A 13,062-nucleotide genomic window follows, 5' to 3' on the forward strand; every position below is an offset into this window, starting at 1 on the left:
TTAATACGCATACCTGAAGATAAACGTTGCATTGATGTAGCCAAACCTTCACTTGATTTACTTAAGTTACGTTGTGCATTAATTGACGAGCTATTCGTAATTACTGATAAAGCCATGATGAACTCCTGATTACATAATGTAATGATTTAGTTAGTTGTATTAACCAGAAGCTGTTAATTAACCCATAAGAAAGTTACAAACAAATTAACCAAAGCAGCTCTGTACTAAATATGTTAACGGCAGCACTAAAATTAACTTGAATATTTTTTTAAAAAAAAACAAAATAAAAAGTAACAGGCTGTTAAATAACTAAATTAAAATACTTTTTATTGTTTTTATACTTTTATTTAGATAGGTTTTATAGCATTTCTTTGTGTTGGTAGACCCCATATTAAACCACTTATAAATGACAATATATTCGTGATTCTGAATTTGCTTCCACACCTCAAACGTTATGCTGCTTAGCAATAGGGAATTCGTATTAACACGCCTTGGGAATGACGAGAGAAGATCCTTAGAAAATAATAAAAAAGAGCTAAACCTTCACAGTTTAGCTCTTATAAACAAAAGAGTTATTATGTATTATTAACCAAGAAGACTTAATGCTGCTTGTGGTAATTGGTTAGACTGAGCCAATATAGTAGTACCCGCTTGTTGCAATATTTGGTTTTTCGTCATTGTTGCTGTTTCTGAAGCAAAATCAGTATCTTCAATACGGCTTCGTGACGCTGATACATTTTCTGCTACATTAGACAAGTTACTAATAGTGTGGCTAAAACGGTTTTGAACCGCACCTAAATCAGCACGTTGACTATCAATTTGTGCTAACGCTGCATCAATGGTTTCTATCGCAGATTGGGCACCAACACTTGTTGTACCCGATATATCGATATCTTCGACAGATGTTAAGGCACCTGTGCCACCTGTTGCCGCAAGTGCTACACCACCCGCGCCTTTACCTAATATTTCATTAACGGTTGTACCTGAAATACCAATTTTATCAGGAGAAGATAAACTTATAGAAGATGAAACTGACATATTAGCATTAGCACTTGCTAACAATGCACCAGTATTTAGATTATTATTTAATGATAAGGTTGAAGTTGTAGTAGTAGACCCTGCAACTTCAATACCATCAACATCTTCAGCTTTTAAAGTGAGTGTCGTGCCATCAACAATAGCATCATAGCCGTCAGCCTGTAAATCTTCTGCTAAGCGCTCAATATCACCACCGTAATCAGCTAAGTCGTAATCATCTACAGCATTACCACCTTTCATCATACTTATGGTGCCATCATCACCGGAAGATAATGCACTAATTGTAACATCTAATTTAGCCGTTGCTGTTACACCCGTTGCTTTAGCATTAATTGCATCTGCAATATCGGCAGCGCCTATATCAGCAGCTACTGTGACTTCAGTACCATTCATACTTATTGTATCATTAGTTACATCACCAAGCTGAGTATCTAAAATTGTAGCTTCCGCAGCTACACCCAAAACGGTACCAGAACCTGCAACGCCATAAGCTCCTATAGAGTCTGCAGCCATATTACCTAACGAAACATTAATGGTTTCATTCGCATTTGAACCTACTTGGAATTGTTTTGTACCAAAAGTACCATCAAGTAATGCTGTAGCACCAAACTTAGTGGTTTCAGAGATACGGGTTAATTCTTGTTGCAGTGCACCTACTTCTTTTTGAAGCGCGGCACGGTCATCTGCACCATTTGAGCCGTTAGCTGATTGTAAGGCTAAATCACGCATACGTTGTAAAATAGCTGACGATTCTTGCATTGCACCTTCAGCTGTTTGCGCCATTGAAATACCGTCATTAGCATTACGTTGCGCTACACCTAAACCATTAACCTGAGAAGTTAAACGGTTAGCAATTTGCATACCCGCAGCATCATCTTTTGCGCTATTAATACGCATACCTGAAGATAAACGTTGCATTGATGTAGCCAAACCTTCACTTGATTTACTTAAGTTACGTTGTGCGTTAATTGACGAGCTATTCGTAATTACTGATAAAGCCATGATGAACTCCTGATTACATAATGTAATGATTTAGTTAGTTGTATTAACCAGAAGCTGTTAATTAACCCATAAGAAAGTTACAAACAAATTAACCAAAGCAGCTCTGTACTAAATATGTTAACGGCTGAGCTAAAATTAACTTGATGTTTTTTTTATGAAAAAAATGATAAAAAAACAAATAAGGAATTAATACATTGTTAAATAAAGATAAATAATTTAATTTTTATTCGGAATGTATTGTTTTATTAATTGTTATTATCAGAGCCTGTATTAAGCCACCTAAGAATGACGGCGTTCTTTTCCGCCTGAACTCGATTTAGAATCTTAATCGTTATACTACGTAGTCTTTTCGGTTCAATATTTCACAGATTATACGACCACAGGCGTGGGATTCCGTATTAAGTAATCTACGGAATGATAGGCTTTACAACTACGGAACGACGAATATTAAAAAGGCTAAGTTTTCAAACCTAGCCCTTCTACAATATTTTAATGCATCTCCCTATTTAACTTATCCACCTAGTAAACTAATCGCCGCTTGTGGTATCTGATTCGCTTGCGCTAAAATAGTGGTGCCTGCTTGTTGTAGTATTTGGTTTTTGGTCATTACAGCTGTTTCCTGTGCAAAGTCAGTATCTTGAATACGACTTCTAGACGCTGAAACGTTTTCTTGAACATTCGCTAGGTTACTAATAGTATGCGTGAAGCGATTTTGTACCGCACCTAAGCCCGCGCGGTTCGAGTCTATCTGTGCTAATGCAGCATCTATAATTTCAATAGCTGCCTGAGAGTTAACTGCAGTAACACCTGAAATATCTATATCTTCTACCGAATTTAAGGCACTTGCACCACCACTAGCCGCTATATTATTACCATCAAAGCCCTGCCCAAGAATTTCATTAACAGTAGTACCTGAGATACCAATTTTTTCTGCTGATGATAAATGCAGTTCTGCAGAGTGGGATAAAGCGCCAGTTCCTGATGCTAGTAAAGCAGCTGCCGGCCCCATTTCTACAGTACCCGTAGGAGAAGCGGTAATCTCAAAACCATCGATATCTGTTGCGATAACATCTATACCACCAGATCCAGAGTTTAAATCTTGATCAAATACAGCATTGTAACCAGCCGCTTGTAGATCTTCAGTAAGGCGCTCCATATCACCACCGTATGAAGCTAGCTCAAATGTATCTTCAATAGCACCTTCCTTATAAATGTTAAATGTGCCTGAATCGGAAGCGGATAAGCCCTGTATGCGAGTGGTTAACACAGCTTGAGCTGTCACACCTGTGGATTCATCATTAATATTTGCAGCGATAGTAGAAGCACCATCACCACCATTAAAAGATACATCTGTCCCATTAATATTCCAAGTATCTCCTGATGTTCCCATATTAGCTGCTAATAAAGACGCCTCAGCATCACCGATATTATTTGTTGCCGTAGCTGAGGTACCAGCCCCGTTAATTTGATGAGCACCAATAGCATCTGCAGCTGTATTACCTAAAGTAACATTGATAGTTTCATTCGCATTAGCACCTACTTGAAATTGCTTAGTGCCAAAGCTACCATCAAGCAAACTCGTTGTACCAAATTTTGTCGTCTCAGCGATACGTGTCAGCTCTTGTTGTAGAGCCCCTATTTCTTTTTGTAATGAATCTCTATCATCTGAAGAATTTGAACCATTCGCTGATTGCAAAGCTAAATCACGCATACGTTGTAAAATAGCTGATGATTCTTGCATTGCACCTTCAGCAGTTTGCGCCATTGAAATACCATCGTTAGCATTACGTTGAGCTACCGCCAAACCATTTACTTGTGACGTTAATCGGTTAGCAATTTGCATACCCGCAGCATCATCTTTGGCGCTATTAATACGCATACCTGAAGATAAACGTTGCATAGATGTTGCTAAGCCATCACCTGATTTAGTTAGATTTCTTTGGGCGTTAAGTGATGAAATATTTGTGATTACTGATAAAGCCATAATAAACTCCTACTAATTATCGTTAGAAGCTTATTAATAGTAAAAGCCTCCTTACCTTTTTATTTACTGAACGTACTTACTTTGGTTCTTTATTTAAGTAATTCAAGAAGTAAGCCAACCTTAGCTCAGGTGACAAACAAAAAACAAAACACATAAAAAACAACAGCATGCGCAGGTATTATTAGAAAATAAAAGCATATTAGATTGGTATGTATGGAATACTCTTATCTGACGTTTATTAAAGTCAAATAATTGGCAAGTCATGAATAATTAAGTATATTTTGATTATTTTTTGCTATCAAATAAAGCAAAAAAGGAAACCTTACAAGGTTTCCTTTCAATAAATAAATCAAATAAACTGCTAATTTATAGTTTTAAATACTCACAATTGTATAGGAATAACATCAATATTATCCGAGTAATGTCAAGGCAGCTTGAGGTATTTGGTTAGCTTGTGACAACATAGTTGTACCCGCTTGTTGCAGTATTTGATTCTTAGTCATGGTCGCTGTTTCTGCGGCAAAATCAGTATCTTCTATACGACTCCGTGATGCTGATACGTTTTCTGCAACGTTAGCTAAATTACTGATAGTATGAGAAAAACGGTTTTGCACCGCACCTAAAGCGGCTCGTGAACTATCAATTTGTGCTAAAGCAGCATCAATTACGGTTATTGCATCTTGTGCACCTGCAGAAGTCGTTCCTGATATATCAAGGTCCTCTACAGTTGTTAGAACGCCTGTTCCACCAGTAGCCGTTATAGTTGTCCCTTCTGCCATAATGTCATCAACATCAGTACCCGACATACCAATTTTTTGAGATGATGATAACGTTAACGTAGATGATATACTAATATCATTATTAGTTGCACCACCAGCTACAGCAGCACCACCAGTAGCATTATTTGCTAATGTTGCTGTACCTGCGGTACCCGACATTTGAATACCATCAACGTCTGTTGCTTTAACGACTAAAGTGTCACCTTCAACAATGGCATCATACCCATCCGCTAGCATCTCTTCAGCTAGACGATCTAAATCACCACCAAAGCTTGCTAATTCATAGGTATCTACAGCACTACCTGCTTTTTGAAAAGTTAAGGTACTATCATCAGCTGAAGTTAAGCCCGCAAGGGTTACATCTAATTTAGCAGTAGCTATTACGCCTGCAGATGCGTCATTAATCGTATCCGCTATTTCCGCAGCACCTTTACCTGTTACACCAGCATTAGGAATATCAGTACCATTAATGTTTAAATCTGCCGTAGCAACAGCGCCTGTAGTTGCCGATAATAGCCCTGTTGCAGTAGCCGCATTACCTAGCACAGTTGCAGAATCATTAACTTCATAAGCACCAATCGCATCAGCTGCCATATTTCCTAAAGAAACATTAATAGTTTCATTGGCATTGGCACCAACTTGAAATTGTTTCGTACCAAAGCTACCATCAAGTAAACTAGTAGCACCAAACTTAGTCGTTTCAGCTATACGAGTTAATTCTTGTTGTAGCGCACCTACTTCTTTTTGCAGGGCTGCTCTATCTTCAGCGCCATTCGAACCATTTGCTGATTGTAAGGCTAAATCACGCATACGCTGTAAAATAGCTGACGACTCTTGCATCGCACCTTCAGCCGTTTGCGCCATTGAAATACCGTCGTTAGCATTACGTTGTGCTACACCTAAACCATTTACTTGTGACGTTAAACGATTAGCAATTTGCATCCCCGCAGCATCATCTTTAGCGCTGTTAATACGCATACCTGAAGATAAACGCTGCATTGAAGTCGCAAGTCCATCGCCAGATTTAGTTAGGTTACGTTGTGCATTAATTGATGCTGTATTCGTGACTACTGATAAAGCCATAATAAACTCCTAATGTGTCAATTATTTATTAGAAGCTTGTACTGCAAGCCTCTTACTGGTACTTTCTATTATTGATTAAGAATGAAGCATAAATAATGCCAGTTTTAAAAAATTAATATATTTAATTAAATATAGTTAAATAAACTTAGACCTTGCACCGTGGTAAACGTTTGCTGAGAAGCTTGCAAGGCTATTTGTGATTGCTCAAATTCTGAGATTGCTTTTGCATAATCTAAATCTTGTAATTGTCCAAGGTTTACCGCTGTAGCTAACTCTGTATCTAAATGTCTATTTTCCTGGGTTTCAAGAACTTGCAAACGCACACCTGCATCCACTCGCCTAGAGGTCATATGGCTAGAAGCTGCATTAAGCTGAGTAAGTAACGTGCTGTAATCTACTTGATGCTGCTCTGGGTTGTCGTCATCTGAAATCACTCCACGCTCCATCCATTCAATAGCGCCATTAATGGTTTCAAAAATACTAATTTCTTCCTCTTCACTGATAACAAAGCTATCACCCGGCAAAGGGTTGCCGCTTAACGTTACATCAACACCGTCAAAGGTAATTGTTTGCCCCGCTGTATACGGTGTAGGAGGATAAACGATACTGCCAGCACTATCAGTGACTGTTAAATCATTGGTTACGGCATCAAAAGCAAAAGTGTAATCATGAGGATTAGCAGCGCCATTATAGACATTGCGATCAGCAACTTTAGCGCTCTCAACCGCTACTCCTGATGTATTGGTAATGTAATCAGCAGTAAAGTCACCAATAGCATTTTCAATATTTAAAAAAGCTGCATCACCGGTTTGATTGGTTTCTATGGTTATATTTTTAGAGATTTGTAATTCATTTATGCCTGTATCACCAGTATAAACAACTGATCCGTCAGTATTTTGACTAAAAGGTTGTAAGTTATTTTGGAAACCAGCAAATATATAATCACCGTTTTCATTCTGTGTGTTAGCAATATCAAGTAATTGATCAAAACTATCTCTTACTTCATTTGCCAGCGTTTGTAAGGCCTCCGTATCGTAAACACCGTTATTCGCCAATAGCATTGTCTCTGTAATTCTGTTCAGAATGAGCTCAGCATTACCAAAAACAACATCTTGTAAGTTATTATCACTTTCAGCCATAATAATATTACTTTTGTATTTTTCAATATTGGCTAAATCGTCTTTCAAACCTGATAATGTACCATAAGAAACCGCATCATCTTTCGCAGTATGTACACGTAAACCACTCGATATATGTGCCATTTGATCACTTACTTCCGATGTTTTTTGGCTCATTATCTGAGAGCTTTGAAAGTAAAATTGAGCTGTAGATACACGCATGAAAAACTCCTTACCTTACGGCAGCTAAAATGGTGTCAAAAATAGTATTTGCCGTAGTAATTATTTGTGATGCCGCTTGATAAGCCTGTTGAAATTTCAGAAGATTAGCGGCTTCTTCATCAAGGTTAACGCCTGATGTTGCTTGGTTTCTATTATAAGCTTGTGTGTATAATGCTTGCGCAGTATCTGCGACTAATTCTGCATTACTCGCTTTCGCCCCAACAACAGCAGTTGACGTAGCCAAACTTTGACTAAAAGTTTCTTCGCCTCCGTCAGTAACCCCTTCTTCTTGTGTTTTTGCCATAGCAAGAGCGTGTGTAGCATTACCAACACCAAATGCATCACCTATCGTAAAGGTTTCACGAGCATTAACACCTTCACCAGCAAGGTCTCCTGTAATTTCAATTTGAAAAACAGGTGAGCCTGACGGAATATCAACCGTTGCACTAGCACCAGCAACATAACTACCTGAAGCAATCGTAGGTGCAGGTGGTGGTGTGCTACTGTCATAAACACGATAGCTAAAAGTACCAGGTGTACTTTCATAAACATCAACGGTGACGTCGTAAGTTCTCGCAACTTCTGGGTCTATCACATTGGTTATTGCTATTGTGCCATCACTAACGTTATTAGTACTTGCTGTAACAGCAACGGCACTACTTGCAGCAATGCCTGTACCATCAGTTAGTGTTGTTTGCATTAATGCCGCACTATTTCTTGTTGGCTCGATAATGAACACATCTCCAGCAACCGGTGTACCAGTTTCCACAAATGAAAAACCATAATCTGGATTAGTCGGGGTATGTGTGCCTGCAGGGGTTCCCCCACCTGGAGGGCCTAAATTTTCGCTACCACCTGTAGTTAAATTGTGTATTGTAAAATCAGTACCATCAAAACGTACTTCAAACTCATCAGTTGTTACTAATGACACGTCATTAATAGTAACTTGTGCTGATGTTGTACCGGTATTAGAAGAAGGCGATAACACTCTACTTTGCTGTAGCTGAGTAGTATTGATGTCAGTGAACATGTTGGCACCTTGCAGACCATTTAAATCTAAACCACTGGCTTGCGTGTCATTCAATGTTGAAGAAATGGCCATAGCTAAACGATCAATTTCTACTCCTATCTCTCTTAAATCTTCATCTCTAAATTCAAAATTAGCCCCTAATGAGCCACCTAACTTTTGAGCATCAAGCGATACACTAATAGCACCACTCACTAAACTTATTTGTGTTTGCTTTACATCAGGATCACCAACATTAACTTGCAAAGTAAAAGGGGTAATTCCTGCCACTAACGTTGTACCCTGGCCGATCATTACTGTTTGAACACCATACTGATCTTCGAGCGTGGTCACTTTTGTATAACTACTTAGTTCTGTAATTAATTGATCACGTTTATCAAGTAAGTCATTAGGTTGACCTGAGACACCTTGTGAATGCGCCATAGTTTCATTCAACTTAGCTAATTCATATGAAATCTCAGAGATTCTAGTCGCAACTTGTGTAATCTCACCATTTACTGCATCTGTCATTTTATCAAAAGTATCGCTCAACTCATTAAAATCGTTACTTAAAATATTGGCTTGATTAAGTACTATGCTACGTAAACCAGCATCGCCAGGATTATCTGCAATACTATTAACTGCTTGATAAAAGTTCTCTAAAGAAGTAACAACAGCACCACCGCCGGTATTCATAATTTGATCAAGCTGTGTTAAACGCCTATCAAATAAATCAGCGTTACTTAAATTACTTTGACTGAGCGTTTGTTCTTTGTACGAGAATTCATCGTATACTCGGGTAATGTCTTGAACATAAGTACCAGTACCAATGTAATTACCACCGGTGACTAACCCCATTGATGCATCTTGTTCAGCACGCTGTCGGTTATAGCCCTCAGTATTTACATTAGCAATGTTATTGCTTGTAGTAGCCAACTGTTGTTGGGCTGCTGACAAGCCACTCACGCCGCTTTGATATAAACTTACTGACATAATGATAGTCTCAACATTTACCGTAGTAGCCTACGATTTATATTTATTTGGTGATTAAATTTGAGACTGTACGAAGCGTTGCCATTATTTTATTGGCGTATTGTGGATCGGTCGCATAGCCTGCCTGCTGTAAACCTTGCAAAAAGTGCTCCACATTGCCAGAGTTTTGTAATGCACCTTGATATCTGTCGTTATTGGTCAGAAAATTAGCGTAATCATTAAAACTATCATTAAGCGATTCGTAAGCTCTAAATGGTGCTGATTTTTTTACCATGGCACCTTGTTCAAATTCTAAAGTATCTTTTTGAATATGCTCGCCATCCCAGCGATTATCAGCCTTTATATTAAATAAATTATTTGAACTACTGCCTTGCTGATCTTTAATTATCTTTTGTCCCCAACCAGTTTCAAGTGCGGCTTGAGCAATAACAACTTGGAAAGGTACCCCTATTTTTTCTTCTACTTTTTTTGCTGGCTCTATTAAAGCAGTAACAAAATCTTTAGGCTCGGCAAACGATGGCGTTGAAAAATTGACGATTTTATCGTCACCTGATGATCCCTCTGTCGTCATTTTTAATGGTCTAAATGGCGCTTGGCTCAAACTATCATTTGATGTTTGTGTCGCTAGATTTGAGGTTGATTTACTTCCAGCAGATTGATTATCTTCAGAGAATATTGCAAAAGGATTAGCATTGGGTAAATGAGTACTAGCAGGTTCACGCGTTAAATTTATATTTTCAAGATTAGCATCATTACGTAATACTGTCCTTGGGGTGAAATTATCATCTCCACCACCTAACTGTCTTACAATTAAATCGGTTAAACCTAATGAACCATTTGAAGATAATTCAACCGCCATTTGTTGATCGCTCATATCACGATAAAACTTAGTTGACTCAGAATTAAAAGGGCTGTCAGACTCCAATACATCTTGTGCTTTACGCATGCTTTTCAGTAGCATTTGCATAAAAATTGCTTCAAACTGCTGTGCGGCTTCTTGTAAAGCTGCTTTTTTACTGTCACCATCAGTTTCTTTCGACTGCTGACGAATAGCATTCAAACCATTCAGCTCTAAAAAGTTTCTCGATTGCTCAAAGTTAGATGAGTTAATTAGATTATCAGCCATAAGTTTCTACCGTTAAATAACGATAAGCTGGCCACGAATAGCGCCCGCTTGATCTAACGCTTCTAAAATAGCCATAACATCGCCTGGCCCCGCACCAACTTCATTTATGGCTCTCACTAAGGTATCAAGCGATACGCCCGGATCAAAGACAAACATACGTGCATCTTCTTGTGTAACATTAACACTAGATTCGTTAGCAATTGCAGTTTCGCCTTCGGCAAAAGCCCCTGGTTGTACGACATTTTGCACTTCATTTATCGTAACCGTAATACCACCATGGGTAATAGCCGCAGCAAGTAATTGAACTTCAGATCCAATAACAATAGTGCCTGTACGAGAATTAACGATAATTTTAGCGGCAGGTGATGCAGGTTCAAATTCTAAATTTTCTAATACCGACAAGAAACTAACTCTGTCAGCAATATCTCTTGGTGCTGTTACTTGTACCGACGTTGCATCAATTGCTTTTGCTGAGCCCGCAATAAGGTCATTAATAGTATCAGACAGTCGTTTGGCCGTGGTAAAGTCTGATTTATGTAAATTAAAAGTGATATGATCCCCCATTGAAAAAGGTGATTTAATTTCACGTTCAACTGTCGCGCCATTGGCTATACGCCCTACAGTTGGTGTATTTACTAATATTTTTGAACCATCAAGACCACCAGCACCTAAACCACTGACCACTAAACTGCCTTGTGCGACAGCGTAAGCATTACCATCAAGCCCCATCATCATGGTTTGTAATAATGTACCACCACGTAAACTTTCGGCACTCCCCATACTGGAAACAGTTACATCAATAGTTTGTCCTGCTTTGGCAAAAGCTGTTAATTCTGCATGAACAGCGACAGCAGCGACGTTTTTAATCTTTGGTTTAAGATCTTCAGGCATAGTAATTCCGAAATTACTTAACATTGTTTTGAAGCTTTGCTCGGTAAAAGGACTTTGCTCACCTGTCCCCGGTAACCCCACCACTAATCCATAACCAACAAGTTGATTAGATCGTACGCCTGCAACATCAGTTAAATCTTTAATACGCTGCGCATGACTGGAAAAGGCCATCAACATAATGATAATTGTAAATACTGCTTTCATAATATTACCTTTTTTAATTATAGGATTATCTACTGACAAATTTTTCATAACTCAGCAGGATAGTTCACACCTATAATGGCCACCATGAACTATTAAAGAATTTAGTTAACCAACCTTGCTCGTTGGCATCGGCAAAACTACCAGTACCAGCATATTGAATGCGAGCATTAGCAACTTTGGTTGATAAAATAGTGTTGTTTGAATTGATATCTTTAGGACGAATAACACCTGTTAACCTGATGTATTCATCGCCATTATTTAACGTAAGCCATTTTTCTCCACGTATCATTAAGTTACCGTTAGGAAGAACTTTTAAAACATGTACCGAAATATCACCACTTAAGCTATTACCCTGATCAGCTTTTGAATCGCCTTTAAAGTTAGAGTTTTGATTCAAGCCAAATTCTAATGTATTACCATTAAGTGTAAATGGATTGCCACCTAAGCCCATAACAGTATCAAGCTCACTGCTGTTTTCTTTTTTCAGCTCTGTTTTCGCATTTTTATTTGCTTGAGTACTTTCACTTAAGATCACCGAAATGATATCGCCAGTACGGTGTGCTTTAGAATCAGAATAAATATTGTTAACGTAATTTGCTTTAAATAACGAACCTGTCGGAATAATTGCTGCTTCTTCTTCCTCAGGTAAAATAGGCGCAAAATCAGGATCATTAGGTAAGACTTTACTTAATTCCACAGTGTTACTACAAGCACTTAACAGCGCTATTAACATCATTACAATTAAATTAAAGCTACATTTGTATAGTTTGTTTTTCATTATTGCCTCCTACCTTATTTCCTACCTGTTTAAACTAAAAATAAATTACAGTTGTTGGTTGATATAACTTAACATTTCATCAACAGCAGAAATTACTTTCGAATTCATTTCGTAAACACGTTGAGACTCGATTAAGTTCACCAGCTCTTCGGTAGTATTTACGTTAGAGGTTTCTAAAGCGCCTTGCACTAGCATACCGTAGCCCTCTAGACCTGGAATACCTTCTTGTGGAGCACCACTTACAGCGGTTTCAGTAAATAAGTTTTGTCCTATTGGCTCAAGCCCTGTTGGGTTAACAAAATTAACCGTGTTAATTTGTCCAATTACCGCAGGCTCTGCCTGGCCTTGTTGTGTTACTGACACTTCACCGTCTTGTGAGATGACAATACTGATTGCGTCCTCAGGGATAGTAATCTGTGGCTGTAACGCATAACCAGCGCCTGGCGTAACCATATTACCTTCTTCATCCATGGTAAATTGACCATTACGGCTGTAAGCAGATGAACCGTCAGGTAACAAAATTTCAAAGAAGCCTTCACCTTGAATCATAAGATCTAACGAATTATCTGTTGTTAGCATATCGCCTTGCGTATGGATTTTTTGCGTAGCAACAACTTTAGTACCTGCACCTAGCATTAAACCTGAAGGTGCTTCACTATCATTAGCCGTTCGTCCACCTGGTTGGTTTATGTTTTGGTAAAGCAAATCTTCAAATACTGCTCTGCTCTTTTTAAAACCAACAGTGCTGGCATTCGCTAAGTTATTAGAAATAACTGCGATATCTTTGGTTTGAGCGTCTAAACCTGTTTTACTTATCCATAATGCTGGGTTCATACAT

9 protein-coding genes are annotated in these 13,062 nt (G+C 38.4%); all 9 read right to left on the reverse strand.

From position 1 onward, the window contains the following. Positions 1-585 precede the first annotated feature (585 nt). The 9 genes from Q4503_RS16910 to flgG all read right to left on the reverse strand — a co-directional run bounded on the left by Q4503_RS16910 (position 586) and on the right by flgG (position 13,058). Positions 586-2,040 carry a flagellin gene (locus tag Q4503_RS16910; RefSeq protein WP_303602986.1) on the reverse strand — a complete coding sequence of 485 codons (1,455 nt, stop codon included), beginning with the start codon at positions 2,038-2,040 and terminating at the stop codon, positions 586-588. 511 nt (positions 2,041-2,551) lie between these two features. Continuing rightward, positions 2,552-4,024 (reverse strand): flagellin, encoded by a 1,473-nt coding sequence (locus Q4503_RS16915; RefSeq protein ID WP_303602987.1) that lies wholly within the window; start codon positions 4,022-4,024, stop codon positions 2,552-2,554. Between the two features lie 410 nt (positions 4,025-4,434). Next, the gene (locus Q4503_RS16920) at positions 4,435-5,886 is read right to left on the reverse strand and encodes a flagellin (protein ID WP_303602988.1); all 1,452 of its coding nucleotides are present in this window, start codon (positions 5,884-5,886) and stop codon (positions 4,435-4,437) included. A gap of 125 nt (positions 5,887-6,011) precedes the next feature. Then, positions 6,012-7,226, reverse strand: coding sequence for a flagellar hook-associated protein FlgL (gene flgL / locus Q4503_RS16925; RefSeq protein WP_303602989.1), 1,215 nt, complete (start codon positions 7,224-7,226; stop codon positions 6,012-6,014). Between the two features lie 10 nt (positions 7,227-7,236). Next, complete coding sequence (gene flgK, locus Q4503_RS16930) at positions 7,237-9,225, reverse strand: flagellar hook-associated protein FlgK (protein WP_303602990.1); 1,989 nt, start codon at positions 9,223-9,225, stop codon at positions 7,237-7,239. 43 nt (positions 9,226-9,268) lie between these two features. After that, positions 9,269-10,351: a flagellar assembly peptidoglycan hydrolase FlgJ gene (gene flgJ / locus Q4503_RS16935; protein ID WP_303602991.1), complete on the reverse strand. Its 1,083-nt coding sequence runs from the start codon at positions 10,349-10,351 to the stop codon at positions 9,269-9,271. A gap of 12 nt (positions 10,352-10,363) precedes the next feature. After that, on the reverse strand, positions 10,364-11,446 hold the full coding sequence (locus Q4503_RS16940) for a flagellar basal body P-ring protein FlgI (RefSeq protein ID WP_215971389.1): 1,083 nt from the start codon (positions 11,444-11,446) through the stop codon (positions 10,364-10,366). 70 nt (positions 11,447-11,516) lie between these two features. Next, entirely contained in the window at positions 11,517-12,224 is a 708-nt protein-coding gene (flgH, locus tag Q4503_RS16945) for a flagellar basal body L-ring protein FlgH (protein ID WP_215971390.1), read from the reverse strand. 45 nt (positions 12,225-12,269) lie between these two features. Continuing rightward, entirely contained in the window at positions 12,270-13,058 is a 789-nt protein-coding gene (flgG, locus tag Q4503_RS16950; RefSeq protein ID WP_215971391.1) for a flagellar basal-body rod protein FlgG, read from the reverse strand. Between the last annotated feature and the right edge of the window lie 4 nt (positions 13,059-13,062).

It is taken from the genome of Colwellia sp. 6_MG-2023 (genome assembly GCF_030547765.1).
Lineage (GTDB): Bacteria > Pseudomonadota > Gammaproteobacteria > Enterobacterales > Alteromonadaceae > Colwellia.

Excerpts from the sequence above, each read along its gene's own strand:
- Q4503_RS16910 (WP_303602986.1), bottom strand. The coding sequence starts at position 2,040 with ATGGCTTTATCAGTAATTACGAATAGCTCGTCAATTAACGCACAACGT.
- Q4503_RS16915 (WP_303602987.1), bottom strand. The coding sequence starts at position 4,024 with ATGGCTTTATCAGTAATCACAAATATTTCATCACTTAACGCCCAAAGA.
- Q4503_RS16920 (WP_303602988.1), bottom strand. The coding sequence starts at position 5,886 with ATGGCTTTATCAGTAGTCACGAATACAGCATCAATTAATGCACAACGT.
- flgL (WP_303602989.1), bottom strand. The coding sequence starts at position 7,226 with ATGCGTGTATCTACAGCTCAATTTTACTTTCAAAGCTCTCAGATAATG.
- flgK (WP_303602990.1), bottom strand. The coding sequence starts at position 9,225 with ATGTCAGTAAGTTTATATCAAAGCGGCGTGAGTGGCTTGTCAGCAGCC.
- flgJ (WP_303602991.1), bottom strand. The coding sequence starts at position 10,351 with ATGGCTGATAATCTAATTAACTCATCTAACTTTGAGCAATCGAGAAAC.
- Q4503_RS16940 (WP_215971389.1), bottom strand. The coding sequence starts at position 11,446 with ATGAAAGCAGTATTTACAATTATCATTATGTTGATGGCCTTTTCCAGT.
- flgH (WP_215971390.1), bottom strand. The coding sequence starts at position 12,224 with ATGAAAAACAAACTATACAAATGTAGCTTTAATTTAATTGTAATGATG.
- flgG (WP_215971391.1), bottom strand. The coding sequence starts at position 13,058 with ATGAACCCAGCATTATGGATAAGTAAAACAGGTTTAGACGCTCAAACC.